Source organism: Pseudomonas sp. C2.3V (assembly GCF_058536325.1).
The window spans coordinates 3446144-3467156 of the sequence record NZ_JBZUBN010000001.1 but is presented as its reverse complement, the minus strand read 5'-3'; the positions used below and the strand labels follow the sequence as shown (position 1 = coordinate 3467156).

Sequence of the window (21013 nt, the reverse complement as noted above, 5' to 3'; positions counted from 1 at the left end):
GGCAGGGCACGCTCACTGAGGCAGTCTATTCAGTGAGCGTGGCTCATGAATGGGGCAACCGTTGAACTGCCCCCTGAACCCGGATGACATCTCGTAGGCCGGCTTGCGAGAACGCATCACACCCCCAATGGGACGATGCGCTGCCAGGCCATGCCAGGGTGAGAACGCCATGCTGTCGTCTACTTCCCTGGCGCGGGCCTCCGTCCAGGTGGGCTGCGGATCGACTTCGATCCGGGCTACGGTGATATAAGGGCTTTCTTCCTCCGGCCACTGTGCTGAAGCATCCTCGACGGGCATCTTCTTCGCATCGGTAGCCAGCTGAACCCGCATCTCCCATACGCCACCCTGCCTGGCAAAGAATTCGCTTACCGCCTCGCGTAGCCCATTGGGTTTGCCGTTTACATTCAGCGGTGCGTCGGTCAGGGCCGTCAGCTCGGGAGAAGCAGGCGCCACGCTGAGTTTGGCGTAATAAGGGCCATACAGCAGGGGCACGCTGGTGTAGAAGGTTTCGCCCAGGATATGGGTTTCCGGATGGCCACCCAAGGATTTGAGCGTTGCACTTTCACCGCCAACGGCTTCGATTACCTTTTCAGTACCGCGCAGAACAGCCGACAGCGCTTTCTTGAGGCCCGGTGCCTTGTCGGTGGTTTCGGCCAGAAGCTTCAGGCTTTTCAGGAAAGCCTTTGGTGTTGCTGCCGAAAAAGCCGGTGCATTCACCATTACGAAATCCTGAGTCAGCTGGCCTTCACTACCCGGTAGACGATCTCCCTCCACACCAATGACCTTGATCGCAAGCCCCCGCGGCGAGGAGACGCTATCGTCCAGCAGATCTCCAGGGTTGGTCGAAAAGCGCAGCACGACAGGGTAGTCACCCATCTTGGCAAAGACACCCTGGGCAAGCTCCGGTGGCAGACCTTCCAGTACCTTCAGACGTCCCTGCAACAAGCCATGGCTCTTGGCATGAACACTGCGTACGGCGTGCCCATAATCCTCGGAGGTCGTCTCGATGATCTTGCGCATCGTTTCGACAAGCTCGCGAGTGGTCTCGGCCTCATCCTCCGTGATCTGTTCAAATGATGGATCAAACAGCAGTGGGCGAATGGGAAGGGTGGTCGACATGGAAAGTCCTCAGCTCATCAGGGTGCGTTATGTGGCATCGTTGTTATGGCGTGCGTACTGGCCACAAGCCTTCCTAACTCTGGACAAGCCCTGCTATCGACTGTTCATGAATGGCGTTGATGAATGACAATAGATAGCATTTTGTATACAAAACCCTGGCCTTACCGTCTCGTTTGGAGCGAATCGAATCTTTTCCGCTGCACATTCCGCTTAAACGCAACAAAACGCTACGAAATAAAACCCTTCCTACTGGCCGCAGTCCGTTAAAGAACGGTCTACCAGAGGAGAACGTCATGTCTGCCCCAGCACTTCCCATGATGCCGCCGGCTCGTATAGCCCAGGTCAACGGTATCCAGATGGCCTATTACGAGGCCGGCCCTCGAATGACCGGCTCCAAACCAGCCATTCCCATTGTGCTCTGCCACGGTTTTCCCGAGCTGGCCTTTTCCTGGCGTCATCAGATCAAGGCGCTGAGTGAAGCGGGGTATTGGGTCATCGCGCCCGATCAGCGCGGCTATGGACTGACCGATCGGCCCCAGGCTGTTGAGGCCTACGATATGGAGCACCTGACCGGTGATCTGGTCGGTCTGCTGGACCATCTGAGGGTAGAAAAAGCCATTTTTTGTGGTCATGACTGGGGCGGTCTGCTGGTCTGGCAGATGCCGCTTCTGCATCCTGACCGTACCGCCGGTGTGATCGGCCTTAACACGCCGTATTTGCCACGTCCGCCTGTCGAACCGATCGAGGCGATGCGCCAGCGCATGGGAGACGAGATGTATCAGGTGCACTTCCAGAAGCCCGGCGAGGCAGACAGCGTTTTCAACCGAGATGCCCGTAAAGTGTTCAGTTTCCTGATGAAAAAGCCAGGAGGAGACGAGGTCGACGGGGCGGGTATCGCAAAGGCCAAGGCATCCGAGCAGGGCTCAGCCTTTGCACTGGTGCGCTGGCTGGAGGCCTATCAGCCCGAACAGGATACCCGGGAAACCTTTCTGACCGAGGAGGAGTTCAACGTCTTTGTTGAAACCTTCAGCCAGACCGGCTTTACCGGTGGCATTAATTGGTATCGCAACATCACACGTAACTGGGAGCGTTCGGCCAATCTGCCGACGGAGATAAACGTGCCTTCGCTCATGGTCACGGCAGATCAGGATGCCTTCCTGCCGCCTTCCATGTCGGAAGGCATGGAAACGTACGTGCATGACCTTCAGCGAGGCGCCATCCAATCTTCCGGTCACTGGACCCAGCAGGAGCGGCCCGATGAGGTCAACCGCGTCTTCCTGCACTGGTTGCTGCTGCGCTTTCCGCTAGAAGCCCGTTGACAGGGTAGGGCACCCGTTGATGCCGCTCAGGCTGCTACAGCTTGAGCGGCTCGCATGATTCGGTTGCGGCCTTGCTGTTTACCCTGGTAAAGCGCCTTGTCGGTGCGCTTGATTGCATCCTTCAGACACTCACTCTCGCCAATCACGCAGGTCGCCAGCGTGGCCGTCACCATGATGGTGGCACCCTCTACCTCTAAACGTATTGCGCGAATTTCATTCAAGATCCGCTCGGCAATCTTGTCGGCATTTTTCAGATCGGTATTACGCATCAGGATCAAAAACTCCTCACCACCCCAGCGTGAGGCCACGTCTGTGCCTCTCACTGAGGCGGCAATGACTGATGACACCCGCTGCAGGACCGTATCGCCCACGTCGTGGCCAAAGGTATCGTTGATGTTCTTGAAGTGATCCACATCCAGCATGATCAGTGAGATCGGCTTGAACGTTTGAGGGCTGCGGTACAACCGCTGCGCCTCGCTGTGCAGGCGTCCGCGGGTATATAGATTGGTCAGGCTGTCCTTGTTGGCCAGGGTAAACAGGTCTGCCTGCATGGCAATCGAGCTGGAAGCCGTCAGGGCCGAAATATAGACCAGCATCACGATGGCCGAGCTCAGATTGAACAGGCTGAACAGCTCTGTAACCTTGGGGCTCAACATGAGCAGGGGTTCAACGGCGAAAAACAGATCCGTAACCTTGCCTATCAGTAGGCAAGTACAAATCAGTATGCAGGTTACCCAGCGCCAGAAGGGGGCAACGGTGTAATTGAACAAGGCAATCGGAACGATGCAGAGCAAGTAGTAGTAAAACCCGGTATGCCATCCTATGACCACGGTTGCGACCACGGCATGCACGACGATTTCTGATATGAGCAGCGTGCTTGTCAGTCGATAGCGCTTGGCCTTGAGTAATTGAAGGCAATAGAAATGAATGGCCACGCTGCCAATGTTAGTCAGCCAGAGGGCTTTTACATCCAGTGCAATGAACGTCACCAGAAAAATGATGTGAATACCCAGCACCGCCTTGATACCAAGTACACCCCTGCTCCAGAAACGATCCGTTGCTGTTTCCAAAATCTGGGCGCGATCAGACGCCGAAAGATCATTACTCATTAAGTCCGACCCGACTTATACATGCATGGCGCTGCACGTTTCAGCTCGTGAAAGTTGTTACAGAACATCGGCTGGACCTGGTAAGTCTTGAGTGAGAACAGCTTGAAAATAAGCCGCTTGATCAGCGGCACGGCAATCTTGAGGAGGTACAGGAACCGCCGATTAGTAAGGGTATGTTGCTTACAGTAAGCTAGCTAATAAGACACGCTTATCCCTGAGTATGAATAAGCCTATTGAACCGGCACCTCATAACGCCGGACACCCATTACCTGATGAGTATCGAGACGCAGCCCGAATGGCTTGCGTGGAGTTGATGTGTGCTGCCCAACAAACTGATTCTTGCCGTGCTGATTGTCGGCATTTCTGTCGTCGGCCTCAGTATCGGCGCCACCATTCCTGTCGTGGCGCTACGCCTGCACGAAGCGGATATCCCCAACCTGACCATTGGCATTCTTTCGTCCTTGCCGGCCGCCGGTATGCTCGTGACGGCCTTTATCGTCGAATGGCTCACCGCACGGCTTGGTCGCAAGCACATCTACCTGCTGTGCTTTTTCCTCTCCATGATCAGCATCGCCATGCTGGAAGTCTTCAGAACCGAACTCATCCTGTTAGGGCTGTTCCGCTTTCTGATGGGAGTAGGGGCGGGGCTGATCGTCATTCTGGGGGAGGCCTGGGTCAACGAGATTGCCGATGAGTCCAACCGTGGCCGTGTCGTTGCCCTGTACGCCACATTCTTCACTGGTTTTCAGCTGCTTGGGCCTGCCATGGTTTCCGCCTTGGGACCCAGCAGTGCCTGGGTGACAGGCATCGTTCTGGCGATCTTTGCTGTGTGTTTGCTGGCTACCGCGCGGTTTCTGCCCAACCCCATCGCCGGCAAGGCTATCGTCGAGGAAAAAACCTTTACCGTGTTGGGCTTTCTGAAGGTCGCCCCTGCGATCTGCGCAGGCGTCGTGTTCTTCTCCTTTTTTGATAGCGTCGTGCTGTCCATGTTTCCCGTGTTTGCCTTGAGCCACGGTTACGAGGTTGCACTGGCCGCACTGATGGCGACCGTCATTCTGCTGGGTGACACCTGCTTGCAATACCCGCTGGGTTGCCTGTCCGATCGCTTCAACCGTAACCACCTTTACCTCGGCTGTGGTCTGATTGCCTTGTTGATTGGTCTTGCGCTGCCCTGGTTGATCCAGATGCAAGCGTTGCTTTGGCCTGTGCTGGTCATACTGGGTGCGGTAGCCGGTGGCGTCTATACCCTGGCCATTACCCTTATCGGGCAGCATTTTCAAGGGCAGGACCTGATTACCGCCAATGCCAGTGCAGGGTTTCTGTGGGGCGTGGGAAGTCTTGCTGGTCCCATCCTGAGTGGCGCAGCCATGTCCGCAGGACCAAATGGCCTGCCACTGGTATTGGCCGCAGCGGCTGGCTTATTCGTACTGTGTGCCCTGAAGGCAAGGGGCGGACGTGCCCTCAGACTGGAGCAACATGGTTAGAGACTCGATAGACGAGAGCCATGCGTTCTTGCAGCGTGGCTGATGAGCTTTGTTCCCCGGCAGACAGGGGCGCGGCTGCAACCATAAAAGCTCTTGCCAGCCTTGGCCGTGCGCAGGCTCATGGGCGCCGAGCAGAACGGGCAATTCTCCGCGTTGGCCTGCCAGGGTGTAACCAAAGGTGCATTGGCAGCAATGATCGAATGGTGCGGCGCGGGTTTTTGAGTTATTCGACTGCTGCGCAACCCCTCATAGACGCTCCAGGCTACCAGCACGCCAACAATACCCAGCATGATCGCGGCATCGCTGACGGAAAGTGCCCCGGCAGCCGCATCTCCAGCCCATGTCAGGTAGGGTAGAAGAAAAAGCACTGATCCAGTGAATGCCTTTTGCGTAAGCGGCATGCGTCCCATGACTCTATCCATTTGGCTGATGCGCGGCGCACAGTGCGCCTGATATGCGAGGGCTATCGGCAAAGGACATTCAAGCTTAAGTCGAAGGCAATAAGCCCCGACCAGTGGCGTGTCGGGGCTTTGTTTTGTCACCGATGAATGGGAGAGGCGGCATTCATGGCGAGAGCGTGCAGGCGCTCATCAATGCGTCTCTGTCACCTTTTTCAGGTAACGCGGCTGATCAGGGTTGCAGCCACGCGCCTTGGCCAATGCCTCGGCAAGGACATAAAAGCTCTGGATCAAGGTAAAAGGCTCCAGCATGGCATGGTCGGTCCGGGCGCTGGGTAAATCGACGCCGTCATTGTTCTCGGTTGCAGCCACCAATACCCTGGCTCCGCGGGTACGCATTTCTTGGGCGAACGCTAGCGTGCCGGCCTGCTCAGGGCCGGCAGGTGCAAAAACCAGAACCGGATACCCTTCGGTGATGATCTCCATCGGGCCGTGTTTAACCTCTGCACTGGAAAAGGCTTCGGCCTGTATGCCGCAGGTTTCCTTAAGCTTCAGAGCTGCTTCCATGGCAATCGGGAGGGCCGGGCCTCTGCCGATGACCAGCATCTTGTCGATCGGTGTCAGTACCTCGATGGCCTTGGACCAGTCCGCTTCCACGGCACGCTCCATCTGCTGAGGCAATGCCTGGAGCGCTTGTAGCAGGTCTGACTTTATACCCAGGTTGCGCTCCAGATAACCTACCGTCTGGGCGGCTGCCATAAGCATGGCAACATAGCTCTTGGTGGCAGCCACACTTTGCTCAAGTCCGGCAGGCAGCAAGACCTCACCATCAGCAATTGCCGCCAGAGGCGAATCGGGGGTATTCACCAGGGCAGTCGCCCGAGCGCCGCGGGATTTCAAATAACGAACGCTGGCAATCAGGTCCGGACTCTTGCCAGATTGGGAAAGCGCCGCCACCCAGGCATTGTTGAGGCGCAGGGGCGGCTGATTGAGGCTGACCAGCGAAAGCGGCATGGAAAGGCTGGGAATGCCGATCCGGCACATCATCAGATGAGCAAAATAGGCGGCTGCGTGATCCGAGCTGCCCCGCGCCACGGTCATCATGAGGTCGGGCAGATTGCAAGCCAGACGGTCTGCCAGTGCCGTAACAGCACTGTCGTCGTCCAGCATGCGTTGCAGGACGGCAGGAATGGACTGGGTTTCATTCAACATCAGGGACATTGCAGTTACCTTCGGGACGTCAACCTTCGGACGCTGTAGCGTCCGGTGTGGAAAGAAGCTCGGTTTGGCTCAGGATCTGCTCGGGGATAAAAGCAAGCCCGGCGGCATCCATAGCCATACTCAGCGCGCCCCATAGAGGCGCGTCGTGCGTGAAATGCGCCGTGACGATTTCAGGCGCAAAGGGAACAGTACGGTTAATCATGTGCTTGATGAGCGGGGCCAGCGTTGCCGCTTGCCGATAAAGCCCTCCACCAATGGCAATGCGGCCAACATCCAGGGCGATCGCCAGATTGGCCACCTGAGCGGTGCAGGCAGCAATCCGCACATGCAGCGCCTGCTGAGCGCGAGGCTCCTGGCTGGTGAACAGGTCGAGCGCCTGGTGGCCCGGCCCGAGCAGCTCAACGGCCAGCTGATTCAGGGCCGTTCCGGAAAACAGCTCCTCCAGCGGGGCGCCGCCTTGCTCGTGGCTGTACCAGTCCGATACGCGCTCAGGGTCCAGAAACGGTGACAACATATAGCCAATTTCCATGGCGGCGCCGTTATGCCCACGGATCAGCTGCCCATTGGCAATGGCTGCGGCAGAGAGCCCCGTGCCCAGATTCAGGTAGAGGGCATGATCGATACCTTGCAGGCTACCCCAACGTGCCTCGGCCAATGCACCGGCCTTGACGTCGTTGTCCAGCATGACCGCAGGCGTACCCAACCCTTGAGCAATCAAGCCGTGCAGGTCGAGCCCTTCAAAGCCGGGTGTATTAGGTGCCATCAGCAAGGTATGAGCACGTACAACGCCTGGGAATACGCCCGCCACGCTGCGAATGGTCGTTGCGCCGAGTTGCTGTGCACATTCCCGTGCGGCCTCAAGCAGGCGCATCAGGGCCGGCTCGCCAAGCAGGCCCTCGGCATGGGTCGGCAGGACCCGAGTCGCCAGCTGCTCGCTGGCGGGGTCATAGCAGGCAATGTGGGTTTTAGTACCGCCAACATCGATGGCCAGCAGTACGCCCTGATCAGGCATCGTGAGACTCTCTTTTTCAAGTGCTTGTGTCATGGCGCTACAGTCAGGAGAGCCGGTGTGTACGCGCCCACAGGAGATAGGCGCCGCCACCCACCAGCAGCCAGACCAATGACCACTGGATCGGGTAGGCACCGGGTGCGTTATGGTTGGAGGCCATGTAGATATAGACCCAGCCCACCAGCGCAATAACGGCTGGCACCGGGTAAAGCCACATCGCATAAGGTCGTTTCAGGTGCGGTTGGTTCTTGCGCAGCACGAATAGTGCAATGATCTGGGCAACAGACTGCACCAGAATCATGACGGTTGTCAGAAGCTGGATCAGCGTGGTCAGGTCGCTCAACCGGCCGATCATGAAGCCGATCGACGTCAGCACACCCATGCTCAGCAGCCCATACGTCGGGAACTCATGGCGGGCATGCACCTTGGCAAACGCCTGGAAGAACACCTTGTCCCTCGCAGCTTCATACGGCACCCGCGAGCCTCCCAGAAGCCCTGCGAACACCGAAGCCAACGCAGTGATCAGAATCAGAACCGTCACGACATTGGCCGCTGTAGCGCCCCATGTTTCGCTCAGTACCACCGAGGCCACGGATTTATAAGCTGCCGAATTGGGATCAAGCATGCGATGCCAATCCACGACGCCCAGCACGCCTACCTGCATCAACAGGTAAATGGCGAGAATGCCGAGAATCGAAAAGATGATGGACCTGGGAATCACGCGGCCCGGCTGGTCAACCTCACCAGCAAGGTAGGCCGAGGTGTTGTAGCCCAGGTAGTCATAAATGCCGATTGTTAGCCCTCCAGCCATGCCAAGCCAGAAGCCACTGTCGGAAAGATCAAACGCTCCCTCGGGAAAGCTGAAGGCCAGCTCAGGGTGAAAGTGGGAGAGGGCTGCAGTAATGAGACTGCCAATGCTGATCAGCATGATCACCCACAGCACGATGCCCAGCTTGGCGACCGACTCGATCTTGCGCCACAACAGCCCGATGATCAGCCAGATAAGTCCCAGGCCAATCACATTACCTGCTGTCTGGCTCATGTCCGGCCAGAACCAGGTGAGGTATTGAACGAACCCGATGATTCCCGTGGACATGATCAGCGGAATGAACAGCATTGCCGTCCAGATGAACAGAAAGGGCATCAGCTTTCCCGTGCGTTTGCCAAAGGCCTCGCGCAGGTACACATAGGTACCCCCGGCACCTGGCAATGCCGCACCCAGCTCCGCCCATACCAGACCATCGCATAGGGCCAGCAGGGCGCCCAGTATCCAGCCGAGATAGGCCTGTGGGCCGCCCATGATGACAATCATGGTTGGAATGGTAATGAAAGGCCCCACACCACACATCTGGCTCATGTTGAGCGTAGTGGCGGGAAACAGACCAAGTTTTTTCTTGAGGCCGGAGGAAGGCTGGCCGGTTACGGGTGATGACGGCATAGGACGATCTCTTCGCTCGAAAGGTAAAGGATGGGCAGATGAAAGATTCTTCGTGCCATCGATCGGCTCTACCGATTCGGCATTATTGTTGTAGTGAAGGGATCGCTTTGGTCAGGTGAGCACATGCCAAACAGCGAACCACCCTTAGAAGACCATAGGCTTTATATTAATTCAACTTGATTTAATTAATGCGCGATCCTGATGATGTAAACATGAGAAAGGCATCTACCAAACGCATCGTGACCACCGGCACCAATGCCGAACACGCCCGCCTGCATAATCGCCGGGTCATTCTGGAAGCCATCCGCCTGGGTGGACGGCTGACTCGTGCCGACCTGACAAGGCTGACCTCCCTTACCGCTCAAACCGTCTCGAACATCGTGACGGAGCTGCAGGAGGAGGGCGTGCTGCTCGCCCATGCGCCGGAAAAGGTTGGCCGGGGCCAGCCCCCGGTTCCCCTGTCGATCAACCCTCAGGGCGGCTATGCCATCGGCTTTCATGTCGAGCAGCATCGCATCATTGCCGTGCTGCTTGATCTACTCGGAGAGTGTCAGGCGCAGGCCAGCCTGCCGGTCGATTACCCCACCTTTGACGAAGCGCTGCCCCTGCTCACTGAAACTGTTGGCCGCTTCCGGGCACAGTTTCCCTCGCATCGCTTCATCGGTGTCGGTATTGCCTTGCCCGGGCCGTTCGAGGTGGAAGGCATCACTGCCGTTGGCCCCACGGCCCTATCCGGCTGGGATGACCCTGCCATTCCTTCACGCCTCGAAGAAGCCTTGGAACTGCCTGTGCTTATCGAAAACGACGCAACCGCCGCCACCATGGGTGAGCGACTACATGGCGTTGCCAGCGATCTGCAAAACTTTGTGCATCTCTTCATTGGCAGCGGCCTGGGAGCAGGGCTGTATCTGGAAAATCGCCTGTATCCCGGGCACTGGCATAACGCCGGGGAGATTGGCCACATGTCCGTCATTCCTGACGGCAAGGTCTGCTACTGCGGAAACACGGGTTGTCTGGAACGGTATGTGTCCATCGCCTCGCTGCTTGAACACCTGGGACAAACCGCTGATCAGGATATTGCCACCTGGGACTGCAACACCGCCGCCTTCAGGCAAGGCGTCGATGCCTGGCTGAATGAGGCCGTACCCGCCCTGCGACATGCCATCAACATCCTCGAATCCCTCCTGGACCCGCAAACCATCCTCATCAGCGGTTTTCTGCCTGAGCCAATTCTCAAGCAACTGGTAAACCGGCTAGCGCCGCTACCCGTCTCGGTCAGCCGCCGCCCGGACCGTGAATACCCCCGCATCCAACTCGGCGCTGCGGGCCCGGACACCGTCGCCCTTGGTGCTGCCGCCCTGGTCATCCTGTCCGAAATCAGCCCACATTACGAAGCACTGCTCAAGGCTGAAAGAGGATAAGAAACGAAAAAGCCCGCACAAGGCGGGCTTTTGGTGTTTCGCTACATGCAGCGCATGTGGAAACAGGTATCTGGCGCATCCGGCGGGATTCGAACCCACGACCCCTGCCTTCGGAGGGCAGTACTCTATCCAGCTGAGCTACGGATGCGTTACGAGGGCGACATGATACTCATGTCAGGGCGGAACGTCCATGCCCTGTTGCGCGTTCGTGTTTCCAAGCAAAATCAGCGGGTTGGCTTCGTAGCTTCTCTAACGGTTTATTTCTTCTATAAAGCAGCATGCGTTGTTTTTATCGAACACATATTGCGCTTATGTTAGCGGAAGCCTAGCATGCGTTTGAGATTTTGAACGCTTGCCGCTTCGCTTTGGCAGACGTTCGCTGTGTCATCCATCGGCCCGTCCGGCGATGGGCCGTGTTCCGCTGTATACCGCCAATCATTGCCTCTTCGTAACCCTTTGAATTCAGGGTGAGGGATGGTTATCGATTCGCGATAAAAGAGTTGAACGGAAAGCGCTGTTGCCTTTCCCATTCAGAATATCGTCAGCGGGGTTTAATAAAGTGGCCCCGTCGACACTGAAATCTCTCGAGGAGACCTTCATGCAATTGAAAGATGCTTCACTGTTCCGACAGCAGGCTTACATTGATGGAGCCTGGATGGATGCCGACGGCGGCCAGACGATCAACGTAGGCAACCCGGCCACGGGCGAAACCCTGGGAACAGTACCAAAGATGGGCCGCGCGGAAACCAAGCGCGCCATCGAGGCTGCCGAGCGCGCCCTGCCGGCCTGGCGTGATCTGACGGCCAAGGAGCGTTCGCAGAAGCTGCGTCGCTGGTTTGAGCTGATGATCGAGAACCAGGACGACCTGGGTCGCCTGATGACGCTGGAGCAGGGCAAGCCACTGGCCGAAGCCAAGGGCGAGATCACCTATGCCGCGTCCTTTATTGAGTGGTTCGCTGAAGAAGCCAAGCGCGTTTATGGCGATACCATTCCGGGTCATCAGGCGGACAAGCGCATTATCGTTATCAAGCAGCCGATTGGTGTAACAGCAGCAATCACGCCCTGGAATTTCCCGGCCGCCATGATTACCCGTAAAGCCGGTCCTGCCCTGGCAGCCGGTTGCACCATGGTCATCAAACCTGCCAGCCAGACGCCATTCACCGCACTGGCCATGGCCGAGCTGGCCGAGCGTGCCGGTATTCCAAAAGGGGTACTGAGCGTGGTTACAGGCAGCGCGTCCGAAATCGGCGCCGAGCTGACCAGCAATCCGACTGTTCGCAAGCTGTCCTTCACTGGCTCTACCGAGATTGGAGCCAAGCTGATGGAGCAGTGCTCCCCAGGCATTAAGAAGGTGTCTCTGGAGCTAGGTGGTAACGCACCGTTCATTGTATTTGACGATGCCGATCTGGATGCCGCCGTTCAGGGCGCGCTCATCTCCAAGTATCGCAATGCGGGCCAGACGTGTGTCTGCGTCAACCGTATCTATGTGCAGGATGGTGTGTACGACGCGTTTGCCGAGAAGTTCAAGGCAGCGGTCGAGAAGCTTAAAGTGGGTAATGGCTTGGAAGAGGGCGTAGCCATTGGCCCGCTCATCGACGACAAGGCGGCTGCCAAGGTTAAGGAGCACATCGAGGACGCTGTGTCCCACGGTGCCCAGGTGATCACAGGCGGCAAGGCTCACCAGCTGGGCGGCAGCTACTTTGAGCCGACCATCATGATTAACGTACCGGCAGACGCCAAAGTCTCGAAGGAAGAAACCTTCGGTCCGCTGGCTCCGCTGTTCCGCTTCAAGACGGAAGAAGAAGCCATCGCCCGTGCGAACGATACCGAGTTCGGTCTGGCCGCGTACTTCTATGCCCGCGACCTGTCCCGCGTCTTCCGTGTGGCTGAGGCGCTGGAGTCCGGCATGGTGGGTATCAACACTGGCCTGATCTCTACCGAAGTGGCACCGTTCGGTGGCGTGAAGTCGTCCGGCCTGGGACGTGAAGGTTCCAAGTACGGTATGGAAGATTATCTGGAAATCAAATACCTCTGCCTGGGTGTTTGATTGCCACGGCGTCTGGTTAACAGACGTTGATGGCTATCGGACCCCGTTTGGCCCAAGGCCAGACCAGTTTTGGTAGCTGTCTTGTGGTTCCCTCGCTCAGGGTGTCATCGCCTTGAGCGAGCGGTTAGTAACACACTACCTCCGGCGAGTGGCTGGCGTTGTTGGCAGTCGATCATCGTATGCTGCCCTGTGACCGGTGCTCGCTTTTACTCCCTATCTGGCTGACGATGAGCAGCTCAAGAGGACACCATGACTGATACAAACGCTTCCCTGATGCATCGCCGTAACGCCGCTGTACCCCGTGGCGTTGGGCAGACTCACCCGATCTTTGTCGACCGCGCCGAGAATGCCAAGGTGTGGGACGTCGAAGGCAACGAATACCTGGATTTTGCTGGCGGTATCGCTGTGCTGAATACCGGCCATCTGCATCCCAAGGTTGTGGCGGCCGTACAGGAGCAGCTGAAGAAGGTGTCCCATACCTGCTTCCAGGTACTGGCGTACGAGCCCTATGTCGCCCTTTGCGAAAAGCTCAACCAGCTGGTGCCAGGCAACTTCCCTAAAAAGACCGCACTGTTCAACTCAGGCTCTGAAGCCGTTGAAAATGCGGTGAAGATTGCCCGTGCAGCCACTCAGCGCGCCGGTGTCATCGCGTTTACCAGCGCCTACCACGGCCGTACCATGATGACTCTTTCGCTTACCGGCAAGGTCGCTCCGTACTCGGCTGGCATGGGTCTCATGCCGGGTGGTGTGTTCCGCGCTCTGTACCCCTGCGAGCTGCATGGCATCACCGTGGACGACGCTATTGCAAGCGTGGAGCGTGTGTTCAAGAACGACGCACAGCCGGGTGATATCGCAGCGATCATTCTTGAGCCGGTACAGGGCGAAGGCGGTTTCTATGCGGCGCCGAAAGAATTCATGGTTCGCCTGCGCAAGCTGTGCGACGACCATGGCATCCTGCTGATTGCCGATGAGGTTCAATCGGGTGCGGGCCGTACCGGTACTTTCTTCGCGATGGAGCAGATGGGCGTTGATGCTGATCTGGTCACCTTTGCCAAGTCTATCGCGGGTGGCTTCCCGCTATCGGGGGTTACGGGCCGTGCAACCGTAATGGACTCTGTTGGCGCTGGCGGCCTGGGCGGTACCTATGCCGGTAACCCGCTGGCGTGTGCGGCGGCACTGGCCGTCATCGAGGCCTTCGAGGAAGAAAAACTGCTGGACCGTTCCAAGGCTGTGGGCGAGCAGCTGACGGCAGGCCTCAAGGCCATTGCTGCCAGACACAAGGCAATTGTCGATGTACGTGGCCTGGGTGCCATGATTGCGGTCGAGCTGGGTGAAGACGGTGACGTCCACAAGCCCAACGGTGCACTGGCCAGCCAGATTGTGGTTCGTGCCCGTGAAAAGAACCTGATCATGCTCAGCTGCGGCACCTACGGGAACGTACTGCGCATCCTGGTTCCGCTGACCGTCAGCGATGAAGACCTGCAGCGTGGTATTAGCATTATCGGCGAGTGCTTCGACGAACTGGCCTGATCTGCAGCATGACAAGAACCGCCGCTTTCGCGGCGGTTTTTTATTGTCTGGGAAGAAGTTGTCTGATGATTTAAGGCGCTGATTTAGAGCCTTTAGGCCGCTTTGTGAGGCGTTCTGCAGCCTTTTCCTTGCAAGTCATACGATGACTTGTCTAGAGTCTGTCTTTCCTCTTCGAATGCTCCCGTACTGTATGCAGCACGAGCGGCCAATGTGGGCGTTGCTGTCGGGAGGATGACAGGCCCGTCGCCACGTTTCGGCAGGCTATCCATAATAAGAACAAGGAGTAATGCCCCCATGGCTGATCAACAGCAGCATGGCGCTACGGCTGACGATACCCGTAGGCGCTTTCTCAAAACATCACTCGTCCTTTCGGCTGCATCTGTAACCCTGTGCCGCTTCAGTCTTGCAGAAGCCGCAAGCCCCGAACCGCTCAGTGAGCGTTATCCGGATCCGCTGGTCCAGGTGCTGGATGAAAGCTTTCTTAAATACCGTATTTTCAACGCGAGCATTGAAAAGCTCGGCACCGGCATGCGCTGGCTCGAAGGGCCGGTCTGGTTTGGTGACGGTCGGTATCTGCTGGTTAGTGATATTCCCAATAACAGCATCATGCGGTGGGACGAGGTTACCGGTAGCCTGAGCGTTTTCCGTGATTCTTCCAATTATTCCAATGGCTTGTGCCGGGATCGTCAGGGTCGCCTGTTGATCTGCGAAGGATCAACTACCACCACTGAAGGCCGCCGCATCACGCGGATGGAATACGACGGTCGCATCACTGTTCTGGCGGATCAGTTCGAAGGCAAGCGCTTCAACTCGCCGAATGATATTGCTGTGAAGCGTGACGACTCCATCTGGTTTACCGATCCACCGTTCCAGGCCGACAGTAACTATGAAGGGCATAAGGTCCAGACCGAGCTGCCGCATGGGGTTTACCGCATCGATGGCAAGACGGGAGCGGTCACGCGGGTGATCGATAATCTGGCAGGGCCCAATGGCCTATGCTTCTCGCCAGATGAAAAGACCCTGTATGTGGTCGAGGGGCGTGCCAAGCCGAACCGTCTGGTCTGGGCCTATGTGGTCAACGATGACGGTACGTTAGGTGAGCGGCGCAAGCATATCGAAGGCGTAAATTACGGGGCGCTGGACGGTATCAAGTGCGACGAAGACGGCAATCTCTGGTGTGGCTGGGGAAGCCCAGGTGTCCCGGAGGCCAAGCCGGAAGAGCTGGACGGCGTGATGGTTTTCAATCCGGCCGGCAAGGCGATCGGTCATATCCGTTTGCCGGAGCGCTGCCCGAATCTATGCTTCGGTGGTTTGAACGGTAACCGTCTCTTCATGGCGAGCAGCCACTCGCTTTATTCGCTGTATGTGAATACGCGTGGTGCGATCTATTTATAGCAGGCGATAAAAAAGCAGCCAGCCGGGCAACGGCTGACTGCTTTCATAGTAAGGATCAGCTGACGGTGGGGCGGAAATACAAGGCATCACCTCTGTGCAAGCCAATGAGGCTGTCGTGATCCTTGATGACCTCTGCCTCGATCAGCTCATCCTGACCATTCACGCGTAGCGTCACCCGTGTGGTCGCACCCAGCGGGCGAACATCACGTACCTCGGCAGGCTGATGCCCTGTAAGTGCCTCCCGGCTGATGGAGACTTCGTGGGGGCGGAACATGATCTCCGAGCCATTAACCTGCAGGCGGTTCGAGTCGCCCAGGAAGTGATAGACGAAATCGCTGGCAGGTTGCTCATACACCTCGCCCGGCGAGCCGATCTGCTGAATCACGCCCTTGTTCATGACCACGATACGATCTGCCACTTCCATGGCTTCTTCCTGGTCGTGGGTAACGAAGACGGATGTCAGGTTGATTTCTTCATGCAGACGGGCCAGCCAGCGGCGCAGCTCTTTGCGTACCTTGGCGTCCAGCGCGCCGAAGGGCTCGTCGAGCAGCAGAATCTTCGGCTCTACCGCCAGCGCACGCGCCAGGGCGATCCGCTGACGTTGGCCGCCGGACAGCTGCTCAGGGTAGCGGTCGGCCAGCCAGTCCAGCTGAACCATGTTTAGAAGTTCATGGACCTTTTCGGCGATCACTTTCTCGCTGGGCCGTTCGCGCTTGGGCTTCATGCGCAGGCCAAACGCCACGTTGTCGAACACGGTCATGTGGCGGAACAGGGCGTAATGCTGGAACACGAAGCCTACGTTTCGATCCCGCACGTCACGGTCGGAGACGTCTTCACCATGAAAGACAATGTTGCCGTTGTCCGGTGTTTCCAGGCCGGCAATAATCCGCAGCAGGGTGGTCTTGCCGCAGCCGGAAGGGCCGAGCAGGGCGACCAGCTCACCGCTCTGGATATCAAGGTTGATGTCATTCAAGGCCTGGAAAGCACCGAAGCGCTTGCTGACGTTACGGATTTCGATGCTCATCAATGCGTCTCCTGGGTGCTGTTCTGGTTGGCGAGGCGGCTTTCGCTCCACTGCTTGAGCAGCAGGGTCAGCAAGGCCAGGGCCAGCAGCAGCGAGGCCACGCTGAACGCGGCCACATGGTTATATTCGTTATAAAGGATCTCGACATGCAACGGCAGGGTGTTGGTTACGCCACGGATATGGCCGGATACGACCGATACCGCACCAAACTCACCCATGGCACGTGCGTTACACAGCACCACGCCATAGATCAGGCCCCATTTGATGTTGGGCAGGGTGACATGCCAGAACATCTGCCAGCCGTTGGCGCCCAGCAGCCGCGCGGCTTCCTCTTCCTGCGTGCCTTGCTCCTGCATCAACGGGATCAGTTCGCGGGCCACGAAAGGAAAGGTCACAAACAGGGTCGCCAGCACGATTCCGGGTACGGCAAAGATGATCTGAATATCGTGATCCTGCAGCCACGGACCCAGCAGCCCTTGCGCGCCGAAGAGCAGCACATACACCAGACCGGCAATGACGGGCGAAACGGAGAAGGGCAGATCGATCAACGTGACCAGGATGCTCTTGCCACGAAACTCGTACTTGCTCACGCACCAGGCCGCCGCCACGCCAAACACTACGTTCAGTGGCAGCGATATACCGGTCGCAATGAGCGTCAGTTTCAGAGCCGACAACGCATCCGGCTCGATGATGGCACTAACGAACGTGCCGAACCCCTCTTTCAGGGCTTCCGACAGGACGATATACAAGGGCAGCAACAGGAACAGTGTAAATACGATCCAGGTAGCTGTGATCAGGATACGACGCCCCCAGGGGCTGACACGCCGAGCGGCACTGAGGGAGGATGGATTCGATGTATTCATGGTGTTCCCTCAAGGATGCTCGATGCGGCGCTGCAGCAGGTTGATGCCCAGCAGCAGGATGAACGACACCACCAGCATCATCACGCCAATGGCCGTGGCGCCGGTATAGTCGTATTGATCGAGCTTGACCATGATCAGCAGGGGCAGGATTTCAGTCTTCATCGGCATATTGCCGGCAATGAAGATAACCGAGCCGTACTCACCCACCCCGCGGGCGAAGGCCAAGGCGAAGCCGGTCAGCCACGCTGGAAGAATCGCCGGTAACAGAACATGACGAAACACCTGCAACGGCTTGGCGCCGAGGCAGGCTGCCGCTTCTTCAATTTCCTTGGGAATGTCCGCCAACACAGGCTGCACGGTACGGACTACGAACGGCAGCGTGACGAACACCAGCGCCAGGGTGATACCCAGCGGGGTGAACGCAATCTTGATGCCCAGCGGTTGGAGCAGGCTGCCAATAAGCCCGGCCGGAGCATACAGCGCCGTTAAGGCAATGCCGGCAACGGCCGTTGGCAACGCAAAGGGCAGATCGATCATGGCATCGATGATCTTGCGTCCGGAGAAGGTGTAGCGGACCAGTACCCACGCCAGCAGTACCCCGATAACACTGTTGATAACAGCGGACGCAAACGCGGTGCCAAAGCTCAGGCGCAAAGCCGCCAATACACGCGGTGCGGTAATAATGGCCCAGAACTGGTCCCAGGTAAGCTGGGCGGCATGGACAAACATGGCCCCCAACGGAATCAGCACAAGAAGGCTGAGGTAGACAATGGTGTAGCCCAGGGTCAATCCGAAGCCGGGTATGACCGGGGAAGTACGACGCGACATAGTGTGTCCTTAGTCAGGCCCGCAGACCTGGCAAAAGGCCCCGGTTAGCCGGGACCATTCTGTGGAGCTCATCCGGGCATCAGTGGCCCTGGTAGATTTGGTCGAAAACCCCGCCATCATTGAAGAATTTGGGCTGCGCCGATTTCCAGCCGCCAAAGGCGTCATCGATGGTTACCAGTTCAAGCTTCGGAAACTGCTGGGCAAACTCGGCAGCCACCTTCTCGTTACGCGGACGGTAAAAGTTCTTCGCGGCAATACGCTGGCCCTCTTCACTGTACAAGTACTGCAGGTAGGCCTCGGCAATCTTGCGTGTCCCCTTGCGATCGACCACCTTGTCCACCACCGCTACCGGCGGCTCAGCCAGAATGGACAGTGACGGCACGATGATCTCGAGCTGATCGCCGCCTTGTTCCTTCTTGGCCAGAAAGGCCTCGTTCTCCCAGGCAATGAGCACGTCGCCCAACTGGTTGTTCACGAACGTGATGGTCGAACCGCGCGCCCCGGTATCCAGTACAGGGACATGCTTATAGAGGTCTTGCACATAAGCCTGTGCCTTCTCGTCAGTGCCGTACTGTTTCTTGGCCCAGGCCCAGGCTGCCAAAAAATTCCACCGAGCCCCGCCAGACGTTTTCGGATTGGGTGTAATGACTTCTACACCTTCTTTGGTCAGGTCGGCCCAGTCATGAATACCTTTCGGGTTACCCTTGCGTACCAGAAATACAATGGTCGAAGTATAGGGCGTGCTGTTATCGGGAAGACGAGTCTGCCAATTATCTGGCAGCAGCTTGCCGATGCTGCTGATCTGGTCAATATCGCCTGCAAGGGCCAGCGTGACTACATCCGCCCGTAGCCCATCGATCACCGAGCGCCCCTGTTTGCCTGAACCACCATGCGAATTTTTGACGGTAACGCCTTCACCCGTTTCGCTTTTCCAGTGCTTGGCGAACGCCGCGTTGTACTCCTGGTACAGCTCACGTGTCGGGTCGTAAGACACATTCAACAGTTCCGTTGCGGCTGCGGCCGGCCCTGCAATCAATACGCTGGCCAGCGCGGCCAAAGCGAAACGGCGGATGAACATGAAACGGCTCCTTGTGACTTTTTATTTAGAGTTGGCTACTAGGATAGACGGTGGCATGGCACGAACGTCGCATAGACGTTCAAGCCTTATTATTGGAAGGTAGCTGCGGGCGAAACTTTTCCTTGCGTTCAATCTGCACAACCTGCCCGTTATGCACGGTGATCTCGACCGAGCCGAAGCGCAGGCCCTGCAGAGCGTTTTGAATATCGTGAAGAATGGTGTCGTTGTGGTTATCCAGACTACGAAAGGGCGTTGCGCTCATGGAGTCTTCCTGATCGTCATGTCGTGTTAACGGCGTGAGCGCATAGTGATGGAAACGGCTTATTTCTTAAAATACTATTTAGTGATTTTATTATGCTTTAAGGTTTTAAGAAGCCGAGCGGTGACATTATTCGTAGCAAAAGCATGAGTAGACATCTGTAAATACTCAGTAATAATGGGCGAACGCCTGTTCACTGAGCGTATTCATTCTTACCCCCTCTGAGGTAATGCCAGCACTATGTGGTACAACGGCTTGCTCGATCTTTCAGTGTGGCAACTGATTGCGGTTACGCTGGTGCTCACGCACATCACCATCGTAAGCGTCACGGTGTACCTGCACCGTTATTCCGCTCACCGCTCGCTGGATCTCCATCCCGCGCTCAAGCATTTTTTCCGTTTCTGGTTGTGGTTGACCACGGCCATGAACACCCGTGAATGGACTGCCATTCATCGTAAGCACCACGCCAAATGCGAAACCGAAGACGATCCTCACAGCCCGGTTTTCAAGGGACTCAGTACAGTCGTTCGTAAAGGCGCCGAACTCTATAAAGAGGAAGCCAAGAACGAAGAAACCCTGCGCATCTACGGCAAGAACTGCCCGGACGACTGGCTCGAGCGTAACGTATACAGCCGGTATCCCAACGGCGGCATCCTGCTCATGTTCCTTATCGACATCGCCCTGTTTGGTACGCTCGGAATAAGCGTCTGGGCTATCCAGATGGCCTGGATTCCATTCTGGGCAGCCGGTGTGGTCAATGGCCTGGGTCATGCGGTGGGCTATCGCAATTTCGAGTGCCGCGACGCGGCTACCAACCTGATCCCGTGGGGCATCATCATTGGTGGCGAAGAGCTGCACAACAACCACCATACCTATCCGAACTCGGCCAAGCTGTCGGTCAAGAAGTGGGAATTCGACATGGGCTGGGCCTGGATCAAGCTCTTTTCCTGGCTCAAGCTGGCAAAGGTCAATCGCGTGGCACCCATCGCGCATCGCGTGGAGGGGAAAGGGCTGCTCGATATGGATACGGCCATGGCGATTCTCAACAATCGCTTCCAGATCATGGCGCAATATCGAAAGCAGGTCATCGCTCCCCTGGTCAAGCAGGAGTGGCGCACGGCCGATCCAGCCAAGCGGCCGTTGATCCGCAGCGCAAAGCGGTTGCTGTCCCGTGAAACCAGTCTGCTCAAAGAGCGCCAACACGCTACAATTCAATCACTGCTCGAGCAAAGTCAGTCGCTCAAACTGATCTATGAGAAACGTTTGGCATTACAGCATATCTGGGTCAAGACCAGTGCCAACGGACATGACATGCTAGCGGCCATGAAGGAGTGGATTGTCGAGGCGGAGACAAGTGGCATCCAATCCTTGAAGGAATTTGCAGAGCATTTGAAGACGTACTCACTGCGACCAGCAACGGCTTCAGCGCTTTCTTAAATAAACTTGAACAAAAGCCCGCCAAATGGCGGGC

19 protein-coding genes and 1 tRNA gene are annotated in these 21013 nt (G+C 57.2%); 8 read left to right on the top strand and 12 right to left on the bottom strand.

Features of this window, described 5'->3' with window-relative positions:
- Positions 1 to 12: 12 nt before the first annotated feature.
- Positions 13 to 1119 (bottom strand): catalase family protein, encoded by a 1107-nt coding sequence (locus tag AC4LF3_RS16550; RefSeq protein ID WP_491835867.1) that lies wholly within the window; start codon positions 1117 to 1119, stop codon positions 13 to 15.
- Between AC4LF3_RS16550 and AC4LF3_RS16545 the strand changes: the two genes are divergently transcribed.
- Positions 1118 to 1246, top strand: a complete 129-nt coding sequence (locus AC4LF3_RS16545; protein WP_258019711.1) for a hypothetical protein — start codon at positions 1118 to 1120, stop codon at positions 1244 to 1246. The two genes, AC4LF3_RS16550 and AC4LF3_RS16545, sit on opposite strands and share 2 nt — an antisense overlap.
- A 166-nt stretch (positions 1247 to 1412) precedes the next feature.
- Positions 1413 to 2438, top strand: coding sequence for an alpha/beta fold hydrolase (locus AC4LF3_RS16540; protein ID WP_491835865.1), 1026 nt, complete (start codon positions 1413 to 1415; stop codon positions 2436 to 2438).
- Positions 2439 to 2464: 26 nt separating this feature from the next.
- Here the strand turns inward: AC4LF3_RS16540 and AC4LF3_RS16535 are convergent, their stop codons facing one another.
- Complete coding sequence (locus AC4LF3_RS16535; protein ID WP_491835863.1) at positions 2465 to 3547, bottom strand: GGDEF domain-containing protein; 1083 nt, start codon at positions 3545 to 3547, stop codon at positions 2465 to 2467.
- Positions 3548 to 3864: 317 nt separating this feature from the next.
- Here AC4LF3_RS16535 and AC4LF3_RS16530 point away from each other — a divergent pair, with 317 nt between their 5' ends.
- Positions 3865 to 5031 carry an MFS transporter gene (locus AC4LF3_RS16530; RefSeq protein ID WP_491835861.1) on the top strand — a complete coding sequence of 389 codons (1167 nt, stop codon included), beginning with the start codon at positions 3865 to 3867 and terminating at the stop codon, positions 5029 to 5031.
- On the opposite strand, the gene AC4LF3_RS16525 is transcribed toward AC4LF3_RS16530, so the two are convergent.
- From AC4LF3_RS16525 to AC4LF3_RS16510, 4 genes are all read right to left on the bottom strand, one after another.
- A complete protein-coding gene (locus AC4LF3_RS16525) occupies positions 5028 to 5441 on the bottom strand; it encodes a topoisomerase DNA-binding C4 zinc finger domain-containing protein (protein ID WP_491835859.1) in 414 nt (137 codons plus the stop codon). The genes AC4LF3_RS16530 and AC4LF3_RS16525 overlap by 4 nt on opposite strands.
- Before the next feature lie 180 nt (positions 5442 to 5621).
- Complete coding sequence (locus AC4LF3_RS16520; protein ID WP_491835857.1) at positions 5622 to 6650, bottom strand: SIS domain-containing protein; 1029 nt, start codon at positions 6648 to 6650, stop codon at positions 5622 to 5624.
- 19 nt (positions 6651 to 6669) lie between these two features.
- Positions 6670 to 7695, bottom strand: coding sequence for an ROK family protein (locus AC4LF3_RS16515; protein ID WP_491835855.1), 1026 nt, complete (start codon positions 7693 to 7695; stop codon positions 6670 to 6672).
- A gap of 10 nt (positions 7696 to 7705) precedes the next feature.
- Positions 7706 to 9097: an APC family permease gene (locus AC4LF3_RS16510; RefSeq protein ID WP_125887499.1), complete on the bottom strand. Its 1392-nt coding sequence runs from the start codon at positions 9095 to 9097 to the stop codon at positions 7706 to 7708.
- Between the two features lie 212 nt (positions 9098 to 9309).
- On the opposite strand from AC4LF3_RS16510, the gene AC4LF3_RS16505 reads away from it, so the two are divergent.
- Positions 9310 to 10518 carry an ROK family transcriptional regulator gene (locus tag AC4LF3_RS16505; RefSeq protein ID WP_491835852.1) on the top strand — a complete coding sequence of 403 codons (1209 nt, stop codon included), beginning with the start codon at positions 9310 to 9312 and terminating at the stop codon, positions 10516 to 10518.
- A 71-nt stretch (positions 10519 to 10589) separates the two neighbouring features.
- Here AC4LF3_RS16505 and AC4LF3_RS16500 read toward each other — a convergent pair.
- Positions 10590 to 10666 (bottom strand) — tRNA-Arg (locus AC4LF3_RS16500).
- Positions 10667 to 11116: 450 nt separating this feature from the next.
- On the opposite strand from AC4LF3_RS16500, the gene gabD reads away from it, so the two are divergent.
- The 3 genes from gabD to AC4LF3_RS16485 all read left to right on the top strand — a co-directional run bounded on the left by gabD (position 11117) and on the right by AC4LF3_RS16485 (position 15490).
- Positions 11117 to 12565 carry an NADP-dependent succinate-semialdehyde dehydrogenase gene (gene gabD, locus AC4LF3_RS16495; RefSeq protein WP_010795683.1) on the top strand — a complete coding sequence of 483 codons (1449 nt, stop codon included), beginning with the start codon at positions 11117 to 11119 and terminating at the stop codon, positions 12563 to 12565.
- A gap of 249 nt (positions 12566 to 12814) precedes the next feature.
- The gene (gabT, locus tag AC4LF3_RS16490) at positions 12815 to 14095 is read left to right on the top strand and encodes a 4-aminobutyrate--2-oxoglutarate transaminase (protein WP_491835850.1); all 1281 of its coding nucleotides are present in this window, start codon (positions 12815 to 12817) and stop codon (positions 14093 to 14095) included.
- Positions 14096 to 14389: 294 nt separating this feature from the next.
- Complete coding sequence (locus AC4LF3_RS16485) at positions 14390 to 15490, top strand: SMP-30/gluconolactonase/LRE family protein (RefSeq protein ID WP_491835849.1); 1101 nt, start codon at positions 14390 to 14392, stop codon at positions 15488 to 15490.
- 55 nt (positions 15491 to 15545) lie between these two features.
- Here the strand turns inward: AC4LF3_RS16485 and AC4LF3_RS16480 are convergent, their stop codons facing one another.
- The 5 genes from AC4LF3_RS16480 to oscA all read right to left on the bottom strand — a co-directional run bounded on the left by AC4LF3_RS16480 (position 15546) and on the right by oscA (position 19545).
- A complete protein-coding gene (locus AC4LF3_RS16480; protein ID WP_074822213.1) occupies positions 15546 to 16514 on the bottom strand; it encodes a sulfate/molybdate ABC transporter ATP-binding protein in 969 nt (322 codons plus the stop codon).
- Positions 16514 to 17377: a sulfate ABC transporter permease subunit CysW gene (gene cysW / locus AC4LF3_RS16475; RefSeq protein ID WP_491835847.1), complete on the bottom strand. Its 864-nt coding sequence runs from the start codon at positions 17375 to 17377 to the stop codon at positions 16514 to 16516. The genes AC4LF3_RS16480 and cysW overlap by 1 nt, the downstream gene beginning before the upstream one ends.
- A gap of 9 nt (positions 17378 to 17386) precedes the next feature.
- Complete coding sequence (cysT, locus tag AC4LF3_RS16470; RefSeq protein ID WP_491835845.1) at positions 17387 to 18205, bottom strand: sulfate ABC transporter permease subunit CysT; 819 nt, start codon at positions 18203 to 18205, stop codon at positions 17387 to 17389.
- 79 nt (positions 18206 to 18284) lie between these two features.
- Positions 18285 to 19283, bottom strand: a complete 999-nt coding sequence (locus AC4LF3_RS16465; protein ID WP_286787855.1) for a sulfate ABC transporter substrate-binding protein — start codon at positions 19281 to 19283, stop codon at positions 18285 to 18287.
- 79 nt (positions 19284 to 19362) lie between these two features.
- Complete coding sequence (gene oscA, locus AC4LF3_RS16460) at positions 19363 to 19545, bottom strand: sulfur starvation response protein OscA (RefSeq protein WP_010795676.1); 183 nt, start codon at positions 19543 to 19545, stop codon at positions 19363 to 19365.
- A gap of 237 nt (positions 19546 to 19782) precedes the next feature.
- On the opposite strand from oscA, the gene desA reads away from it, so the two are divergent.
- Positions 19783 to 20979: a delta-9 fatty acid desaturase DesA gene (gene desA, locus AC4LF3_RS16455; RefSeq protein ID WP_491835842.1), complete on the top strand. Its 1197-nt coding sequence runs from the start codon at positions 19783 to 19785 to the stop codon at positions 20977 to 20979.
- The last annotated feature ends 34 nt before the right edge of the window (positions 20980 to 21013 follow it).

Excerpts from the sequence above, each read along its gene's own strand:
- AC4LF3_RS16525 (WP_491835859.1), bottom strand. The coding sequence starts at position 5,441 with ATGGGACGCATGCCGCTTACGCAAAAGGCATTCACTGGATCAGTGCTT.
- AC4LF3_RS16510 (WP_125887499.1), bottom strand. The coding sequence starts at position 9,097 with ATGCCGTCATCACCCGTAACCGGCCAGCCTTCCTCCGGCCTCAAGAAA.
- gabD (WP_010795683.1), top strand. The coding sequence starts at position 11,117 with ATGCAATTGAAAGATGCTTCACTGTTCCGACAGCAGGCTTACATTGAT.
- AC4LF3_RS16480 (WP_074822213.1), bottom strand. The coding sequence starts at position 16,514 with ATGAGCATCGAAATCCGTAACGTCAGCAAGCGCTTCGGTGCTTTCCAG.
- oscA (WP_010795676.1), bottom strand. The coding sequence starts at position 19,545 with ATGAGCGCAACGCCCTTTCGTAGTCTGGATAACCACAACGACACCATT.
- AC4LF3_RS16520 (WP_491835857.1), bottom strand. The coding sequence starts at position 6,650 with ATGTCCCTGATGTTGAATGAAACCCAGTCCATTCCTGCCGTCCTGCAA.
- AC4LF3_RS16485 (WP_491835849.1), top strand. The coding sequence starts at position 14,390 with ATGGCTGATCAACAGCAGCATGGCGCTACGGCTGACGATACCCGTAGG.
- AC4LF3_RS16540 (WP_491835865.1), top strand. The coding sequence starts at position 1,413 with ATGTCTGCCCCAGCACTTCCCATGATGCCGCCGGCTCGTATAGCCCAG.
- AC4LF3_RS16465 (WP_286787855.1), bottom strand. The coding sequence starts at position 19,283 with ATGTTCATCCGCCGTTTCGCTTTGGCCGCGCTGGCCAGCGTATTGATT.
- AC4LF3_RS16505 (WP_491835852.1), top strand. The coding sequence starts at position 9,310 with ATGAGAAAGGCATCTACCAAACGCATCGTGACCACCGGCACCAATGCC.
- AC4LF3_RS16545 (WP_258019711.1), top strand. The coding sequence starts at position 1,118 with ATGGAAAGTCCTCAGCTCATCAGGGTGCGTTATGTGGCATCGTTGTTA.
- cysW (WP_491835847.1), bottom strand. The coding sequence starts at position 17,377 with ATGAATACATCGAATCCATCCTCCCTCAGTGCCGCTCGGCGTGTCAGC.
- desA (WP_491835842.1), top strand. The coding sequence starts at position 19,783 with ATGTGGTACAACGGCTTGCTCGATCTTTCAGTGTGGCAACTGATTGCG.
- AC4LF3_RS16550 (WP_491835867.1), bottom strand. The coding sequence starts at position 1,119 with ATGTCGACCACCCTTCCCATTCGCCCACTGCTGTTTGATCCATCATTT.
- AC4LF3_RS16515 (WP_491835855.1), bottom strand. The coding sequence starts at position 7,695 with ATGACACAAGCACTTGAAAAAGAGAGTCTCACGATGCCTGATCAGGGC.
- cysT (WP_491835845.1), bottom strand. The coding sequence starts at position 18,205 with ATGTCGCGTCGTACTTCCCCGGTCATACCCGGCTTCGGATTGACCCTG.
- gabT (WP_491835850.1), top strand. The coding sequence starts at position 12,815 with ATGACTGATACAAACGCTTCCCTGATGCATCGCCGTAACGCCGCTGTA.
- AC4LF3_RS16535 (WP_491835863.1), bottom strand. The coding sequence starts at position 3,547 with ATGAGTAATGATCTTTCGGCGTCTGATCGCGCCCAGATTTTGGAAACA.